General features: G+C 63.5%; 17 protein-coding genes. 6 read left to right on the top strand and 11 right to left on the bottom strand.

Translation table 11 applies throughout. The annotated features are described in order from the left end of the window. Positions 1–6 precede the first annotated feature (6 nt). Complete coding sequence (locus AC3IPP_RS08840) at positions 7–1,599, bottom strand: response regulator (RefSeq protein WP_489148710.1); 1,593 nt, start codon at positions 1,597–1,599, stop codon at positions 7–9. A gap of 206 nt (positions 1,600–1,805) precedes the next feature. Here AC3IPP_RS08840 and queC point away from each other — a divergent pair, with 206 nt between their 5' ends. After that, positions 1,806–2,513, top strand: coding sequence for a 7-cyano-7-deazaguanine synthase QueC (gene queC / locus AC3IPP_RS08835; RefSeq protein ID WP_489151050.1), 708 nt, complete (start codon positions 1,806–1,808; stop codon positions 2,511–2,513). Continuing rightward, positions 2,510–3,145 (top strand): 7-carboxy-7-deazaguanine synthase, encoded by a 636-nt coding sequence (gene queE, locus AC3IPP_RS08830; protein WP_489148709.1) that lies wholly within the window; start codon positions 2,510–2,512, stop codon positions 3,143–3,145. The genes queC and queE overlap by 4 nt, the downstream gene beginning before the upstream one ends. Positions 3,146–3,181: 36 nt before the next feature. Here queE and AC3IPP_RS08825 read toward each other — a convergent pair whose 3' ends face one another. From AC3IPP_RS08825 to AC3IPP_RS08805, 5 genes are all read right to left on the bottom strand, one after another. Beyond that, positions 3,182–3,625 (bottom strand): GNAT family N-acetyltransferase, encoded by a 444-nt coding sequence (locus AC3IPP_RS08825; RefSeq protein WP_489148708.1) that lies wholly within the window; start codon positions 3,623–3,625, stop codon positions 3,182–3,184. A 189-nt stretch (positions 3,626–3,814) separates the two neighbouring features. Then, complete coding sequence (locus AC3IPP_RS08820) at positions 3,815–4,078, bottom strand: hypothetical protein (RefSeq protein ID WP_489148707.1); 264 nt, start codon at positions 4,076–4,078, stop codon at positions 3,815–3,817. Between the two features lie 96 nt (positions 4,079–4,174). Beyond that, positions 4,175–4,870, bottom strand: a complete 696-nt coding sequence (locus tag AC3IPP_RS08815; RefSeq protein ID WP_489148706.1) for a pirin family protein — start codon at positions 4,868–4,870, stop codon at positions 4,175–4,177. A gap of 86 nt (positions 4,871–4,956) precedes the next feature. After that, on the bottom strand, positions 4,957–6,042 hold the full coding sequence (gene aroC, locus AC3IPP_RS08810; RefSeq protein WP_489148705.1) for a chorismate synthase: 1,086 nt from the start codon (positions 6,040–6,042) through the stop codon (positions 4,957–4,959). Between the two features lie 11 nt (positions 6,043–6,053). Beyond that, positions 6,054–6,785, bottom strand: coding sequence for a J domain-containing protein (locus AC3IPP_RS08805; protein ID WP_489148704.1), 732 nt, complete (start codon positions 6,783–6,785; stop codon positions 6,054–6,056). 115 nt (positions 6,786–6,900) lie between these two features. Here AC3IPP_RS08805 and pdxH point away from each other — a divergent pair, with 115 nt between their 5' ends. After that, complete coding sequence (gene pdxH, locus AC3IPP_RS08800; protein WP_489148703.1) at positions 6,901–7,569, top strand: pyridoxamine 5'-phosphate oxidase; 669 nt, start codon at positions 6,901–6,903, stop codon at positions 7,567–7,569. A 19-nt stretch (positions 7,570–7,588) separates the two neighbouring features. Here pdxH and AC3IPP_RS08795 read toward each other — a convergent pair whose 3' ends face one another. Further along, positions 7,589–8,203, bottom strand: a complete 615-nt coding sequence (locus AC3IPP_RS08795) for a TetR/AcrR family transcriptional regulator (protein WP_087139420.1) — start codon at positions 8,201–8,203, stop codon at positions 7,589–7,591. A gap of 87 nt (positions 8,204–8,290) precedes the next feature. Beyond that, positions 8,291–8,935 carry a uridine kinase gene (gene udk, locus AC3IPP_RS08790; protein ID WP_087139419.1) on the bottom strand — a complete coding sequence of 215 codons (645 nt, stop codon included), beginning with the start codon at positions 8,933–8,935 and terminating at the stop codon, positions 8,291–8,293. Between the two features lie 173 nt (positions 8,936–9,108). On the opposite strand from udk, the gene AC3IPP_RS08785 reads away from it, so the two are divergent. Then, the gene (locus AC3IPP_RS08785; protein WP_489148702.1) at positions 9,109–10,740 is read left to right on the top strand and encodes a long-chain-fatty-acid--CoA ligase; all 1,632 of its coding nucleotides are present in this window, start codon (positions 9,109–9,111) and stop codon (positions 10,738–10,740) included. A gap of 17 nt (positions 10,741–10,757) precedes the next feature. Further along, the gene (locus tag AC3IPP_RS08780; protein WP_489148701.1) at positions 10,758–11,438 is read left to right on the top strand and encodes a DUF1499 domain-containing protein; all 681 of its coding nucleotides are present in this window, start codon (positions 10,758–10,760) and stop codon (positions 11,436–11,438) included. Here the strand turns inward: AC3IPP_RS08780 and AC3IPP_RS08775 are convergent. Together AC3IPP_RS08775 and AC3IPP_RS08770 are read right to left on the bottom strand one after the other, a co-directional pair. Continuing rightward, complete coding sequence (locus tag AC3IPP_RS08775) at positions 11,435–12,352, bottom strand: MBL fold metallo-hydrolase (protein WP_489148700.1); 918 nt, start codon at positions 12,350–12,352, stop codon at positions 11,435–11,437. The two genes, AC3IPP_RS08780 and AC3IPP_RS08775, sit on opposite strands and share 4 nt — an antisense overlap. Before the next feature lie 106 nt (positions 12,353–12,458). Further along, the gene (locus AC3IPP_RS08770; protein ID WP_489148699.1) at positions 12,459–12,992 is read right to left on the bottom strand and encodes a hypothetical protein; all 534 of its coding nucleotides are present in this window, start codon (positions 12,990–12,992) and stop codon (positions 12,459–12,461) included. A 286-nt stretch (positions 12,993–13,278) separates the two neighbouring features. Between AC3IPP_RS08770 and AC3IPP_RS08765 the strand changes: the two genes are divergently transcribed. Continuing rightward, a complete protein-coding gene (locus AC3IPP_RS08765; protein ID WP_489148698.1) occupies positions 13,279–16,500 on the top strand; it encodes a TonB-dependent receptor domain-containing protein in 3,222 nt (1,073 codons plus the stop codon). Between the two features lie 103 nt (positions 16,501–16,603). Here the strand turns inward: AC3IPP_RS08765 and AC3IPP_RS08760 are convergent, their stop codons facing one another. Beyond that, positions 16,604–17,104, bottom strand: coding sequence for a hypothetical protein (locus tag AC3IPP_RS08760; RefSeq protein ID WP_489148697.1), 501 nt, complete (start codon positions 17,102–17,104; stop codon positions 16,604–16,606). Positions 17,105–17,308 lie beyond the last annotated feature (204 nt).

Below are 17,308 nucleotides of genomic sequence, written 5' to 3'. Positions count from 1 at the left end.
ACGCCGTCAGGCGACGTCTCGTGCTCGCGTAGAGGCGGCGCTCGCCGGTTCAAGCGCGGTGTTCATGGCCAGGCGCAGGCGTTCCGGCTTGATGGGCTTCTCCACCACGGCGGCCATGCCTGCGGCCAGATAGGCCTTGGCGTCGTCCGGATCGGCGTTGGCGGTCAGGGCGATGATCGGAATGTCGCGCTGAGGACCGTCGAGGGCGCGAATGGCGCGCGTCGCGCCGACGCCGTCGAGGCGCGGCATCTTGATGTCCATCAGGATCAGGTCGAAGGGCCGCGACTGGACGGCTTCGACCGCTTCCTGGCCATCCTCGACGGTTTCGGAGGTGCAGCCGAACATCTCGCACAGGGCCTGCGCCACGACGCGGTTGGTGGCGTTGTCGTCAGCGATCAGCACATGCGGCCGCGCCTGAAGATGAAGGCTGTCCAGATCGGCGACATTGGTCGGTTCGTCGCGCTCGATGAAGGCGATCGGCGCCGACAGGTCGAAGGCGAAGGTGGCGCCGCGCCCTGTATTGTTCTCGGCCCAGATGCGGCCGTCCATGCACTCGATCAGGCGTCGGCTGATCGCCAGACCCAGCCCTGCGTCAGGCGCCGAAGCGTCAAGCAGGCCGCTGGTGCGGCTTTCGTCGGCGGGGCCGTCATCGCGGATGCGGGCCTCGATCTGGACGCGGTCGCCGTGGGCGTGCGCCTTGAGGCTGGCTTCGACCATGCCGTGACGGGCAAAGCTCAGCGCATTGCCGATCAGGTTGTTGAACACTTGGCGCAGGCGGTCTGCATCGACCATGGCCGCCAGTTCCGTGTCGCCTTCATAGCCGACCATCAGGGTGACGCCGTCCTGAGCTGCGCGCGGCGACCAATGGCTCTGTAACTCGTCCATCAGGGTGCGCAGGGGGGTGGCGGTTGTCGTGATCTGCAGTTCGCCCGCCTCGGCGCGAGCCAGGTCGAGGGCGTCGCGCAGGCTGTCCAGCATGTCCTCGGCCGAATCCATGATGGTTCTGGCATGGGCCTTGGCGGCTTCATTCAGCGGCTGACGGTGCAGCAACTCGGCCACAGCCAGCACTCCGTTCATGGAGGTGCTGAGTTCGCGGTTCAGCAGGCCCATGAAGCGGCTTTTGTCGCGCGCCGCGGTCTGGAGCGCGCGTTCGGCCGCGTCGGAGGAACGGAGTTGCTCGACCAGACGCTGGTTCTCGTGACGCTGGTCCTCATTGATGGCGCGAAGCAGGGCCACAGCCGTGCCGACGCCGCGATAGGCCCCGCCGCGCGTGACAATGAAGCCGCGCATCAAGGCGCCGGGGCCGCTCTTCAGGATGATGGATGAAAAGGCGTCCACGCGAACGCCGGATTCGATTACGGCAGGTTCCGGGTCCATCACGTGGATGACTTCGCGCGCGCCATACAGGCTCTGGCCCAGCGGGCCGGCCAGTTTCAGCAGGAAATCTCCACGCTCGATCAGGCCGATAGGTCGATCGCCATCGACAACCGGTATCACCATGGTGTCCGGCTCGCGCTGGAACCGCGCGAGAATGTCGCCGGTCATGGCGGTTTTCGCCACCGGCTCCACGCGGTCGGTCAGCACTTCAATCGTCGGCATCCGGCCGGCTCCTACTGAGGTTCTTTTACAATCTCAGAGAATCTTTTGCGGAAGGGTTAAGCCGCTTCGTTTATTCTTCAGTCTCGCGTCCTTTGCCGAGTCCGTCGCTCTGGCGTATAGGAGGCGACGTCCCATCTATCCGACCCTGGTTCCTTTTTTCGAATGCGCGCGGCCTGCGGGCCGACCGCAGGTTTGTCATGAGCGCAATCGTGCAACACTCTGAAAAAACAGCTCTTGTCCTCTTTTCGGGCGGTCAGGACAGCGCCACCTGTCTGGCCTGGGCGTTGGAGCGTTTCGATCGGGTGGAGACCGTCGGTTTCGATTACGGCCAGCGTCATGCGGTCGAGATGCAGGCGCGCCAGTCTGTTCGCGAGGAACTGGTTAAGGCCCTGCCTCAATGGGCCGGCCGTCTGGGTGCCGATCATGTGGTCGATTTGACGGGCTTCGGCGCCATTGGCGAGACGGCGATGACGACCGAACGCGCCATTGAGGCGGATGCACGCGGCCTGCCGAACACCTTTGTGCCGGGACGCAATCTGATCTTCCTGGTCGCGGCGGCGGCTCTGGCCGATCGCAGGGGGCTGGAAGTCCTGATCGGCGGCATGTGCGAGACCGACTATTCCGGCTATCCGGACTGCCGCAACGACACGATCCAGGCTACGGCCCGCGCACTGTCGCTGGGTCTGGACAAGTCCGTGCCGGTCGAGACGCCGCTGATGTTCCTAACCAAGGCCCAGACCTGGGAACTGGCGGATCAGATCGGCGGTCGCGCCCTGGTCGAGGCGATCATCGAGTTCAGCCACACCTGCTATCTGGGCGACCGAACGCACCGTCATGTCTGGGGTTATGGCTGCGGTGCGTGCCCGGCCTGCGAACTTCGCGCTGCGGGTTATGCGCAATGGGCGGCCGCATGACCTATTCGGCCAAGGAAGTCTTCCTGACGGTGCAGGGCGAGGGCGGGCAGGCGGGGCGCCCGGCGGTCTTCCTGCGTTTCGCCGGCTGCAATCTATGGAGCGGGCTGGAGCGGGACCGCGCGACCGCGATCTGCAGCTTCTGCGACACCGATTTCGTCGGGGTGAACGGCGACGGCGGCGGCAAGTTCAAGACCGCCGACCTGATGGCCGACCACGTCGCTGGGATGTGGCGCGGTCGCGAGGGCGACCCCAAGCTGGTGGTCTGCACGGGCGGTGAGCCGTTGATGCAGTTGGATGCGCCGCTGATCGACGCCCTGCACGCGCGCGGGTTCGAGATCGCCATCGAATCCAACGGCACCCTGGCGGCGCCGGACGGCGTCGACTGGATCTGCATCAGCCCCAAGGCTGACGCGCCCGTGGTCCAGGCGTCTGGTCAGGAATTGAAGCTGGTCTTTCCTCAGTCCCTGGCCATGCCCGACCGTTTCGAACACCTCGATTTTAAGCGTTTCTGGCTTCAGCCGATGGATGGTCCTGATCAGGCCGCCAACACCGCCGCCGCCATCGAATACTGCCTGACTCACCCGCAATGGCGCCTCAGCGTTCAGACGCACAAGTATATCGGGGTGCGATAGGGCGAGGGCAGGGCGGCGAACCGCCCTGGGATGGCCTTAGGCCGCCAGAAGCATCTGGGCGTTCTCGAAGGGCAGGCCTGAATCGTCTGTCGCCCGGCGCGATTGCTCCCGGAAGCCGAGGGCTTCGTAGAAGCGCATCGCTTGCTCGTTGCCCGTATAGACTTCCAGCATCAGCGTTCCTTTCAGTGAAAGGGCGTGCGCGATCAAGGCGCGCCCGATACCATGGCCTTGCTGGTCGGGAGCGACGAAAAGGCCGCCGATGAAAGAGTCGATCAGGCTGATGAAGCCGACCGGCTGGCCGCCACGGCAAGCGACCCAGGTTTCCGCGTTGGGAAGATATTCGGTCTCGATCAGGCCCTGCTGTTCGAGAAGACGTTCCTCGCCGATGAAGGCGTGCGCGAGGATGGAGGCTTGCAGCCAGATGTCCGACAGCGAGGCCGTGTCGGTCGACGGGCTATAGGCACGAATGATCGTGTCCATGTGTGACATGAATTTTCCGCAGATAGATATGCAAACAGAGACTGCGCCCAATCAGGCGCAGGAATCCCGCGTGGGCGGGCTCAATGGAGGGCTCTGCGCATAAATCTCCTTCTGCGAGCCGTGGCGGTTAGCAGTCGGCGAAAAGAGATTCAATGGGTTGTCGGTGTAACGTCTCGAAGCCGAAGGAGCCTAGCAGTCCTTGCCCTGACGCTGTCTCTCTTCGCAGCGGCGTTGTTCGCGTTCGTATTCACGCTGTTCGCGCTCGCGCTTGGCCTTGGTTTCCTCGTCCGAGGTGGTGACGGCGTCGAAGCCTGCGCCGACGGCGGCGCCCGTCACCTTGGCCGCGCCGCCGACCACGGCGGCTCCGGCGCCGACGACGGCGCCCGCGACGCAGCCCTGAAGCATCAGGGCGGAGGACAGGCAGAGGGCGAGGGCGGAAAAGCGCTGGATCATTGGGGCAGTCTGCCGTGGCCAGCGCCTTCTGTCAGCGCGCAAAAGAAAGGGGACGCTCTTTCGAGCGCCCCCTGTGATCTTTCGATCAGCGTGGTCCTACAGGCTGTCGACCATGACCAGTTCGGCGTCCTGCTTGGCTGTGATGGTGATTGTCGGTTCGTCGACGATGCCGGCGCCGTCGCGAGCGTTCAGCGTGATTCCGTTGACCTCCACTTGTCCCACGGCGGGCACCAGATAGGCGCGGCGCCCGGCGGCCAGGTCATAGGACAGGCTTTCGCCGGCCTTCAGCGTGGCTGCCAGGATCCTGGCGTCCGCGTTGATCGACAGGGCTTCGTCCGTTGGGTCGCCTGAGGCGACGACGGTGAAGCGGCCCGAGCGGTCGTTCTTGGGAAACTCGCGCTGGCCCCAGGAGGGCTGGGCGCCCGGCTTGTCGGTCTCGATCCAGATCTGGAACAAGGTGGTCGTCTCGTTCTCGAGATTGAACTCGGAGTGACGCACGCCCGTGCCTGCGCTCATCACCTGAACGTCGCCCGCGCCGGTCCGGCCCTTGTTGCCCATCGAGTCTTCGTGGGTGATGGCGCCGGTGCGAACATAGGTGATGATCTCCATGTCGGCGTGCGGGTGAGGCGGAAAGCCCGACCGGGCGCCGATTTCATCGTCGTTCCAGACGCGTAGCCGACCCCAGCCCATGCGATTGGGATCGTAGTAGTTGGCGAACGAGAAGTGGTGCTTGGCGTTCAGCCAGCCGTGGTTGGCGCCGCCGAGCGTGTTGAAAGGTCTGATGTCGATCATGGTTCGGTCTCCCATCCGAGGAATGCTTGAAACCTAGATAGGATCGCCAAATCTTATTTGCAACTGTGTTTGTTTCTTATTGGCCGTCAGCCCATCTGGGCGCGGTGTCGCAGCTTGGCGTCAGCCAGAATGATGGCGGCCATGGCCTCAACCACCGGGACGCCGCGCAGGGCGACGCAGGGGTCATGGCGGCCCTTGGTGCGCAGATCGACCTCGGCCCCGTCACGGTTGATGGTCTGGCGCAGGGTCAGGATGGAGGAGGTAGGCTTGAACGCCACGCGCGCCGTCAGCGGCTGGCCGGTCGAGATGCCGCCCAGAACCCCGCCTGCCTTGTTCGACAGAAAGACGGGCTGGCCGCCGTCGCTCAAGCGCATCTCATCGGCGTTGTCCTCGCCCGACAGTTCGGCAGCGCCGAAGCCCGCACCGATCTCGACGCCTTTGACGGCGTTGATGGACATGAGGCCCGAGGCCAGTTCGGCGTCCAGCTTGGCGTAGAGGGGCGCGCCCCAGCCGGCGGGGACGCCCGTAACCTCCAGCGCCACCACGGCGCCGATGGAGGAGCCGGCCTTGCGCACGCTGTCCAGATATTGCTCCCACGCAGGCACGACCTCGGCCGAGGCGGCGAACAGGGCGTTGTCGTAAACGGCGTCGAAGTCGATCGCCTCATCGGGAATACGGTGCGGGCCCAGTTGGACCACTCCGGCGCGGATGCGCACACTCTCACCCAGGACTTTTCGAGCCACGGCGCCCGCCGCCACGCGACTGGCCGTTTCGCGCGCCGACGAACGCCCGCCGCCGCGATGGTCGCGGACGCCGTACTTGGCCTGGTAGGCGTAGTCGGCGTGGCCAGGGCGGAAAGCGCGGGCGATTTCGCCGTAATCCTTGGAGCGCTGGTCGGTGTTCTCGATCATCAGGCTGATCGGCGTTCCGGTCGTGACCGGGCCGTTTCCGTCATCATAGACGCCGGATAGGATGCGGACCTGGTCGGCCTCCTGCCGCTGGGTGACGAAGCGGCTGCCGCCGGGCTTGCGCAGATCCAGCCAGGGCTGGATGTCGGCTTCGGTCAGCGAGATCAGCGGCGGGCAGCCGTCAACGACGCAGCCGATGGCCGGGCCGTGGCTTTCGCCCCAGGTGGTGATGCGGAACAGGTGGCCGAAGGTGTTGTGCGACATGATGGCGAGGCTTAAGCCGCCATCCGCTCCGGCGTCCAGACCCGAGTGAAGCGAAGCAGCATATCCTCGGCGGCCGAAGGCAGGTCGTCAGAAGGGACCAGCTTGACGAACAGGTCGCCGGCGGCCCGCCTGCCCCGGGCGGGCAGGCCGAGGCCGGGAAGGCGCAGTCGCACGGGCTCGACCATGTCCGGCACCAGCCAGGCGGCTTGCGGTCCGGCGTGCGTGTCGATCTCTATGCGTCCGCCATCGCGCATCAGGCGCGGCGCGATGGGCCAATCCATAAAGAGGTCCGCTCCCAGAACAGACAGGCCGTCGGCGGGGCGGATCAAGACGCGCAACAGGGCAGGGCAGCCCTTCAGGCGGATCTGGTCGGCGGTCCGCACGCCCGGCGGAACGTGGACCAGCAGGCTCCGCCCCCAGGCCTTGACGATCACGCTGCCTCCGCTGAGAGCCTGCATCGGCGTCAACACTATAAGCGGCGGCGGAATGGACGCGGCGGGCGCAGCTTGGACGCCGGGAGCCTCTGAACCCTTGCTTGGCGCGGGCAGGGCGCGCGTCTCGGTCTGCAACAGGCGATAGGCGGCGATTGTGCGACGGAACCGTTCGGCGTCGCCGCCAGGCTGATCCGGTCGGGAAGCCTTGATAGCGACGCGGAAAGCGGCGGCCAACGCCTGCGGCCCCGCGGGGCCGTTCAGGCCGAGCAGGCGCCGAGCATCCATAATGGAGAGGCTGTCTGCGCGCATGGGGGCCACTGTGCGGGCCACATGGTCAAGACAGGGTTAACCTTGTTTGCAAAGCTGACGCAGGATTGAACGAAGGCTGTGTGACGAGAACCTCAAGCGGGACTATAGGTCCGACATGACCCAGTCTGTGATCCCGCCCAGCCCGTCTCGTGCAGACTATGCCGCCCAGCTTGAAGCGAACGCGGACGAAACCCTTTTCGAACGAGACGAGCCGATCGCCCTGTTCCTGGAATGGCTGGAGTCCGCGCGAGCGGCTGAACCCAACGATCCGAACGCGATGGCCTTGGCCACGGTTGACGCCGACGGCTATCCCGATGTGCGCATGGTCCTGTTGAAGGATGTCGATGCGCGAGGCTTCACCTTCTTCTCCAATCAGGAAAGCGCCAAGGGCGGTCAGTTGTGGGCCAACCCAAGCGCCGCCCTGCTGTTCCACTGGAAGAGCCTGCGCCGTCAGGTGCGTGTTCGCGGCCCGGTTGAGCCGGTCAGCGCGGCAGAGGCTGACGCCTATTTCGCCAGTCGGGCGCGTGAAAGCCGCATCGGCGCCTGGGTGTCGGACCAGTCGCGCCCCCTGGCGGACCGGGCGACGTTGGAAGCGAGGGTGGTGGAACAGACCGTGCGATTTGACGGTCAGGAGGTGCCTCGTCCGGATCGCTGGACCGGCTGGCGGGTCAAGCCTGTGCAGATCGAGTTCTGGCGCGATCGTCCTTTCCGCCTGCACGACCGTCTGCGCTTTGATCGGACGACGCAAGATCAGTCTTGGAGCCGCAGTCGTCTGTGGCCCTAGAGGGCGGTCTTGAAGCCGCTCAGACGGCGTAGCGAGCCAGAAAGGTCTCCACGGCGTCCTCGGCGATTGCGGCAGGGGATCGAGCCGGCAGAACCTGATCCCCGGTCACTGTCGGCACAAAGAACAGGGGGTGCTCCACCATGCCCATCAGCTGGCTGGCGGCCCAGGACGGCTTGTTGAGTTTCAACTCGCCCTTGGCGGCCATTTCGGCCAGGGCGGAGACCAGCACCGTGCCGAAATCCTGCTTGGCCTGCTCATAGAAGGCGCTCGCCAGGCTCTCAAAACGGCGGCGCTCGGTCATGACCAGGCGAAAGATGGCCCTGACGAACGGGTCGCTGATGAAAACGGCGTAGGTGGTCAGGAAACTGTTCAGCCTCGGTTGCGCCGGGCCGTTGCAGCCTTTCACCTTGGCCATTCGCTCGGCGAAATCGGCGGAAGCCTCGTCAATCACGGCGGCGAAGAGCGCCGCCTTGTTTTCAAACATGGCGTAGAGGGTGGCTGTCGATACGCCAGCTTCTCTGGCTATGGGCTCCATCTTGGTGCCGGCATAGCCTTCCTCGACGAAATGCAGCCGGGCTTGGCGCACCAAGGCGTCGCGTCGGGGGTCTTCGAGAACATGGACCGAAACGGTCATCGGATTGTCACCAATCGTTAGGTGATGATCCTGCCTTTAATTTGCCACGATTGCAACGATCTCGGTTAACGCGTCGAGCGAAAGGCGTTAGCTCAGCCAAGCTTCAAGCAGCGGGTGGGCTAACACTGGCGCGGCCAGGCGCACGACGGCCTGAGGGTCTTCCAGACGGACCGCGGCGGTGGCGTCCGCAACAATGAAATCGGCGTGAACCCGCGAGGGTTCCGTCAGGCGTTCGTGACCGGGACGGACGGTGGCGAGGTATTGATGGATGACCGATTCGGCCGTGCGTCCACGCTCGGTCTGATCGCGCAGCAGTCGGCGGATGAAGCGGATATCCGCCGGAGTGTCGACGAAAACCCGAATGTCGAACAGGGCGGTCAAGGCGGGCGTGCACAACAGGTGCGTGCCTTCGACGACGACAACCTGGGCGGCCGGAACCGGCTCGCCGCCTGGCTCGCGTCCGTGATGGATGAAGGAGTAGAGCGGGGCGGTCACGCTGCGCCCGGCCTTGAGGTCGGTCAGGTCGGAAATCAGCAGATCGTGATCGCGAGCGGCGACATCGTCAAAATCGTGCGTCGTCGCATCGAAGCCGGGCACAGACGCCGCATCCAGATAGTAGGAATCTTCGCGCAACAGGGTGGCGACGCCCTCTGGCAACGAGGAAATCAGGGCCTCGGCCAGGGTGCTCTTGCCAGAGCCCGAGCCGCCGGTGATGGCGATCAGTATGGTCATGGGCGGCTCATTCACCCGGATGGAGCTGGATGCAAGCCTTGATCGTGCGTTGAAACGGCGATCTGTCGCGGCCGGCCTTCCCTTGCGTCACGTTGCTTGTCGCGGTTCACCTGTCTTAGCGTGGGTGCAAGCGCCGCTTTCAACCAAGGCGCATAGACGAGGGAAGACGCCGAATGCTGGGTATGATGCAGGACTGGCCGTTGACGGTCGACAAGATCCTCGATCACGCGAAGAACTGGCACGGGGAGCGCGAGGTCGTAGCGCGTTCGGTCGAGGGGCCGATCGTCCGCACCACCTACGCCGCGATCCATGAACGGGCGCGCCGCGTGTCGAACGCTCTGCTGGCCTGGGGCGTGAAGCCGGGCGACCGGATCGCGACCCTGGCCTGGAACACCGGCAACCATATCGAGACCTGGTACGGAATCATGGGGATCGGGGCCGTGTGCCACACCCTGAACCCACGCCTGTTTCCGGAGCAACTGGCCTACATCATCAACCACGCCGAAGACCGGATCATCTTCACCGATCTGACCTTCGTGCCGCTGCTGGAAGCCATTCTGCCGCATTGCCCGTCAGTCGAGCGCGTCATTGTCATGACCGACGCCGCTCACATGCCTCAGGCCAAGCTGCCGAAGGCCCAGGCCTATGAGGCGGTGCTGGAGCAGTCGTCGAACGATGTGGCCTGGGGCGGCTTTGACGAGCAGACGGCCTGCGGCCTCTGCTACACCTCTGGCACGACCGGCAATCCGAAGGGGGTGCTGTATTCTCACCGCTCCAACTTCATTCATACGCTGCTGGGGATGCAGGCGACGGTTGTCGGAGGCACGCCCAGCGAAGTCATTCTGCCCGTGGTGCCGATGTTCCACGCCAACGCCTGGGGCATCGCCTTTGTCGGGCCGGCGGCGGGCTCCAAGCTGGTCATGCCGGGCGCCAAGATGGACGGGGCTTCCATCTATGAGTTGATCGAGACCGAGGGCGTCACCTTCTCGGCCGCCGTGCCCACGGTCTGGCAGGGGCTGTTCGGTCATATGGTGGAGAACAATCTGAAGTTCTCGACCCTGCGAAAGGTGCTGATCGGCGGCTCTGCCTGCCCCGAGGCTCTGATCCGCGGATTCCAGGACAAGTTCGGCGTTGAGGTGGTCCACGCCTGGGGCATGACCGAGACCTCGCCCATCGGCACCATCGCCAATCTGACGCCTGAGCTGAAGGCGCTGCCTTATGATCAGCAGATGGCCTGGCGTATGAAGCAGGGCACGCCGCCGCTGGGCGTCGAGCTGAAGATCAAGAACTACGGCGGCCAAGATATGCCGCATGACGGCAAGACCTATGGTCGAGTCATGGTCAAGGGACCGACCATCTCCGGCGCCTATTTCAAGGGCGAGGGCGGCGACATCCTGGACCACGAAGGCTTCTTCGACACGGGTGATATCGCCAGCGTCGATTCTCACGGCTTCATGCAGATCACAGACCGCGCCAAGGACGTCATCAAGTCGGGCGGGGAGTGGATCAGCTCGATCGATATCGAGAATATCGCTGTCGGCCATCCCAAGGTCGCGCTGGCCGCCGTCATCGGCGCGGCCCATCCCAAGTGGGACGAGCGGCCGGTGCTGTTGGTCAAGCTCAAGGAAGGCGAGGCCGAGAACAAGCAGGAGCATCTCGACTTCCTGCAGGGCAAGATCGCCAAGTGGTGGATGCCGGACGATGTGGTCTTCGTCGATGACATTCCTCTGGGCGCCACGGGCAAGATCGATAAGAAGACGCTGCGCGAGCGGATGAAGGACTACCAACTGCCCGCCGCCGGCTGATAGCGACGGAGGACGCCATGTCGACCACACGCCCCAAAGGCCAGTCTCTGGCCGTGATGCTGCTGCTCGTTGCGTTTCTGGCGCCGACGTTGTTGCTGGTTGCGGTCTGCGGTGCGCGGGTGGGCGTGTGGAGCGCCGATTTCAGCTTGGGCGTGCTGGCCCTGAAGGCGGGGCGGGTGCTGGCTTACCTGGGCCTGGCGGCCGCCCTGACGGCCTGCCTGATGGCGTTTCGCGAGCGTCGGCTGTTGGGAATCGCAGGGGCGGCGCTGGCGATCGCAGGCGTGACCCTGGGCGGTTATCTGATTCAGGAACGCCGTTTTGCCGATGCGCCGCGCGATGTGACGACCGATCCGTCGGAGCCGCCAGCCTTTGCGCGCATTCTAGCGGCCGAGCGGCGCCTCGCGCGCGTGCCTGAAACCCGGTCTCAGGCCTGCGAGGGTTTGGCCTCTGCGCCGACCCAGGTCGCGCCGGAAACCGCAGCCTGGGCGCTTGAGAAGGCGGGGTTCACGGTTCTGGGCACGGCGCCGTTCCGCGTGGATGGGCGCAAGGAAGGCGCGTGGTTTGGCCTGACGCATGATGTCACCGTCCGGATCCGTCCCGGCCGCACAGATGTTCGCGTCGCCGGTCGCGACAGCCTTCAGGTCGGCGACGAGGCCTGTCGCCTCGCCAAGGCCGTGGTTGCGGAGCTGAGACCCTAAAGCGCGGGATCGTTTAGTCGCCAGGTCGCGGCCATTTCCGGCTGAGGGGATGCCTGAACACGCCCCTCTTTCTCCAGCTTGATCAGGTGCGCGAGCACCGAAAGGCTGGCGGCCGGCCACAAACGCTGATCGACGGCGGCGTATAGGGCGGGGATCATGTCCGCTATCTTCTGATCTCCTGAGGCCAGTCGAGCCATGATCTGGGCCTCACGCTCCAGCCGGTGGTCGCGATAAGCCTTCAAGAAGGGCGCGACCTGGGTGATCGCCGGGCCGTGCGTCGGCCATATCGTCGAGAAGCCACGCGCCAGCACGGCGTCCAGGCTGTTCATATAGTCGACCATGTCGCCGTCCGGCGGAGCCACCACAGTGGTCGACCAACCCATTACATGGTCGCCGCTGAACAGGGCGTTCTCCTGTCTCAGCACGAAGGCCATATGGTTTGAGGCATGCCCTGGCGTGGACATGGCTTCCAGCGTCCATCCGTCGCCTTCGATCCACTCGCCTCCCGTTAGAACCTCGTCGGGATGAAAGTCGGCGTCATCGTCCTCGTCCAGCGCTCCAGAGGCGTGCAGGGTCCGCTCGGGTGGTTGAGCCGCCAGGATCGGCGCGCCGCCGACGGCCTCGGCCAGCGGGCGGGCGAGAGGCGCATGGTCCCGATGGGTGTGCGTCACCAGGATATGACTGACGGTTCGACCTTCGATCGCGCGAAGCAGGGCTGAAAGATGAGCCTGATCATCCGGTCCGGGATCAATCACTGCAACCTCGGCGCCCGGCAAGTTGCGCCCGACGATATAGGTTCCTGTGCCGGTGAAGGTGAATGGCCCCGGATTGTCGGCGATCACGCGCTGAATCAACGGGGAAACCTGATCGCGCCGCCCATAGGCGAAGTCGAACTGACGGAGATAGGGGATCATGGCCAGCCTCCCTTGCGTGAGCGAATCCTGCAACCGCTTCTCCTCAAAGGAGAGCAATTCGGATCATAGCCGGACTCACGAGAGAGCGTATGCCGTTCGCTTCCGATTACTGTCGTTTGACACGAACGGCGCGGCTCTTGCCGGCGGTCAACAGATAGCTGCCCAGGGCAGCGCGGCGCACCCTGACTTCCGTGCCGTTTCGATTCTGGAAGCGGACAGGCGCTGAATCGATCTGTCGCCACTCACCGCCATCGGCCAGGCGGAAAGTCCACTTACCCTCGTGATCTTGACCGGCGCTCACCAAGGTCGTTTCAACGGAATCGACCTCTGGCTCAGTGTCGGCCCCGCCGCCGCCACGGCCGAAGAGTGTGGGGAGGGCCGGGGCGCTGAAGCCGAAGAGCTGGCGCCGCGCTTCGCGAATCTGTTGGCGCTCCATAATCACAAGGTCGCCCTGGCGTTCCGCCGTATCCAAAGCATCCGCCGTTCTGTCGAAACAGTTCAGGCGAGCGGCGGCGTCCGGCATGGCGCGACATCCCGAGAGCGCGCTCAGGAGCGCCGAACGCTCGGAGGATTGAACTTGCGCCAATGTGTCGCAGGTGAGGCCGAATGTGCCGATCACTGCAACGCAGAAGGTCAACATCGTTCGCATTTTTGGCGCATTCCGAAATTGTGAGTTTGAAGAATGAGTACCATCGCATGCTAGATGATTGCGTGTCACTAGGAGTCATTGCGTGGCGAAATTGCGACATAGCTGCGGCGCAATTCTATCGACCATGTAATTTGCGTAGTCTGTAGTCGTGCTCCGTGCCTAACCTTCTGATCGGATGCAGGCTGAATTTCCGATCGATACGGAACTTGGCTGTATCCGTGGTCGGCAGGTGGAGGGGGACTTCGCCGGAGTCGGCCACAACTCAGGAGGACGAGCTTTGAATTTTCAGATCAAACGTGAGCGTCTGCTGGCGTCGACGATGATCGCGGGCCTCGCGTTGGTTGGCTTCGCCGCCCCTGCCGCGGCCCAGACCACGCCGAGTCCTGAAGCAGATCAGCCGAGCCAGGTCAGCGACATCGTCGTCACCGGTTCGCGTCTGCGTCAGCCGAATCTGACCACCACCAGCCCTGTGACCCAGGTTACGGGCGAAGACATCGACGTTCAGGGCGTAACCCGCGTTGAAGACCTGGTCACCCAACTGCCTCAAGCTTTCGCCGCGCAGAACTCGACGGTCGCCAACGGCGCTTCCGGCACGGCGACGGTGTCGCTGCGAAACCTGGGCTCGTCGCGCACTCTGGTACTGATTGACGGCAAGCGGATGGGTTACGGCTCGCCGCAAGACGACGCGGCTGACCTGAACCAGATTCCCGGCCAGATGGTCGAGCGCGTTGAAGTGCTGACTGGCGGCGCTTCGGCCGTCTACGGTTCGGACGCTATCGCCGGCGTTGTGAACTTCATCATGCGCCGTAACTTCGAGGGCATCGAGATTGACGCCCAGTACGGTTTCAACCAGCACAACAACGACTATGACGGCGTAGGCAACCTGCGTGACGTCATCGCGCGTCGTTCCGCCTCCAACCCGTCACAGTATCAGCTGCCCGACGATAATGTTTACACGGGGTTCAGCCGTGAAGTGAACCTGCTGATGGGCGTAAACGCCCCCGATGATCGCGGCAACATCACCCTGTATGCTGGTTATCGGAAGAATAATAAGGTTCTGGGACGCGACTACGATTATTCGGCCTGTTCGCTCTCGGCGCCGGCGGCCAGCACGCCTCCCGGTGAATTCAACTGCGGCGGTTCAGGTACGTCATTCCCTGGGCAGTTTACGGATTTCGGCGGCAATGAATTCCTGATCGATACCGACGGTGACCCCGCTACGGATGACATTGACGTCAATCCGCTGCCGAGCTTCGCCTATACGGTGAATAACGCTGGATTCCGTAACTATGTTGGCGCGACGGATGCCTATAATTTTGGCCCGTCCAACTATTTCCAGCGCCCTGATGAGCGGTACACGCTGGGGGTCTTCGGTCACTACGACGTGACCGACAAGATCGAAGTGTACACCCAGCTCATGTATAGCGATTACTCGACGATCGCTCAGATCGCGCCGTCAGGTAACTTCTTCGGCGAGTTCAAGAACGGCTTTCGCACCACCGACGGCTCGTCGTTCATTAACTGCGACAGTCCGCTGCTGAACGCGCAGCAGGCGGCAGCGCTTGGCTGTGGTGCGCAAGCTACCGCCGCCTACAATACCTGGGTGATCGAGAACGACGACAAGACTTTCTCGCTTTCGGCTCCCGGCTCCACCACGCCAGGCGGCAACGAGGCTTTCCGCCTGTTGGAGGACCCCAACCTGGTGCCGTTGTACATCGGGCGGCGTAACGTTGAAGGCGGCGGACGTCAGTCCGACATCCGCTTCCAGTCGTATCGCGGCGTGATCGGCGCTCGCGGCGATCTGAATGACGCCTGGAGCTACGATCTGTCGATCCAGTACTCGCGTGCGCAGTTCACCAACATCTACCGCAATGAGTTTTCGAACACCCGCTTGGCGCGTGCCCTGGACGTCGTGCTGGATCCCAGCACCAACACGCCGGTTTGCCGGTCCGTGCTGGCCGGCATCGACGCCGACTGCGTCCCTTACGACATCTTCAAACCGGGCGGCGTGTCGCAGGAGGCTCTGAACTATTTGCAGGTGCCGCTGGTTGCGACTGGCTGGACGACCCAGCAGGTGGCTTCGGGTTCGCTGACGGTCGATCTGGGCGCCTATGGCGTGAAGTCGCCCTGGGCGACGCGTAGCGTGCAGGCGGCCTTCGGCGGCGAATATCGCCGCGACGCTCTGGATCTGACGCCTGACGTGTCGTTCTCGAGCGGCGACGGCGCCGGTCAGGGCGGTCCGACCCTGGGCTTGAATGGCGCGAACCAAGTTTACGACGTCTTCGTCGAGGCTCAGATTCCGATTGCAGAAGGCATGGCTTTCGCTGACCAGTTGTCGCTCGACCTGGCCTATCGTCACTCGGAGTACGACCTCGGCGGCGGTACGGATTCGTGGAAGATCGGCGGCGACTGGGCGCCTGTTCCCTCGGTTCGTTTCCGGGCCAGCGCTCAGCGCGCTGTGCGTGCGCCGAACGTCATCGAACTGTTCACCGCGCAGGGTTTCAACCTGTTCGATATGGATGATGATCCCTGCGACTTCACCGACCCGAACGAGGACGGAACCGCCTCGCAAGCTGCCTGCGTGGGCACCAATCCCTGGCAGGTGTCGCAAGGCCAAGCTGACGGCGGCAACCTGAGCAGCCCCGCCGGTCAGTACAATGTGCTGCAGGGCGGGGAGACGACCCTGACGCCGGAAAGCTCGGACACTCTGACTTTCGGCGTGGTTTTCACGCCTGAGTTCCTGCCGGGCTTCAACCTGACGCTCGACTACTTCGACATCCAGATTGACAACCTGATCTCATCGGTCGGCCCGCAGAACGCATTGGACGCCTGTTACGAGGGCGGCTTCATGACGGCCTGTAACAACATCCAGCGGAACGCTAACGGTCAGCTTTGGGTCGGCACCGGCAACGTGGTGGACCTGAACACCAACATCGGCGGCCTGAAGACTTCGGGCGTCGACGTTGCAGCTAACTACAACGTCGACTTGGCGGACTTTGGCTGGAACGGCGTCGGCAGCTTGGGCTTCGCCCTTGTTGGCACCTGGCTGGACAAGCTTGAGACCGACACCGGTTTGGGGTTGGCCCGTTCGACGTACGACTGCGCCGGCTTCTACGCCAACCAGTGCGGCGTGCCGAACCCCGAGTGGCGTCACCGCTTCCGTGTTGACTGGAACACCCCGATTGATGGTCTGAACCTGAACGGCACCTGGCGCTACTATGGTGAAGCCGAAATCGCGGTGCTGGGTTCGGATGGCAGCCTGAACAACTCGCCGAGCGACCGTATCGATCGCGTTCTGGACTCCCAGAACTATTTCGATCTGGCCGGAACTTGGCAGATGAGGGATAATATTTCGGTGCGCGCTGGCGTGAACAACGTCTTCGACTCCGATCCCCCTCTATCTTATAGCGTGGGGACGACGGGTAACAATAATACCTACCCGCAGCTTTATAACGCCATGGGTCGTTACTTCTTCTTCGGCGTTACCGCAAACTTCTAAGCATTGACGATGTAAGAGAAGGCGGCGGACTTCATGTCCGCCGCCTTTTTGTTTCTTTATGTGAGTAGGTCTAGCGCGCAGCGCGGGGCTATCCTCTTATCCGCTATTGGCGGCGCGCCCTCACTGCGGGGCTGTCGCCGACCTTAAGCATATAGCTGCCGACGGCGGCGCGACGAATTCGAACAGGCATCCCTTCTCGAGGGCGGAAGTTGAGCGCTGTCGTGTCCACTTGTCGCCAGACGGAGCCGTCAGCAAGGCGGAAGACCCAACCGTCGTTTTGACTGGCGCTGACCAGAGTGGTCTCGACAGCTTCGAGCGCCGCGTCTCCGGACATCATGTCGGGGAGGCTGGGAACGGCAAAGCCGAACAGGGCTCTGCGAGTTTCTTCAACGCGAGTGCGGGGCATGATGATGACTGCGCCGCTCTGTTCAGCCGCCCTAAGACGGGCGATCTCGCGATCGAAGCAGGTCAGGCGATCGGAGTCAGGCGTCACGGCGGAGCAGGCCATGAGATTTTGGTATTCGGCGGAAACCTGAGTTTCCTGAAGCGGCGGCGGGGTTGCTGCGTTGAATGCGATCCATGAGGCGAAAATTTCTAAAAACAACGACATTTTCCTGAATTATTCTTTGCCATAACGCGGCAACGGTGGGTTTAATTTCCGACCCTCGAAGGGCTTCGGCGTGGCTTTTCTGCGACAATCCGGTTCGGGAGGGTTCTAGAGCGGCAAAAATATGAGGCTTTTGTGGCGGCTCGGTCTATCAGCAACAACCATGGCTGCCCAATCCGGATAGCCAAGAGTGAGGGGGAG

It is taken from the genome of Brevundimonas sp. KH_060 (assembly GCF_057838275.1).
Note: the sequence above shows the minus strand (reverse complement) of the source record. Positions and strands in the feature narration are given on the sequence as shown.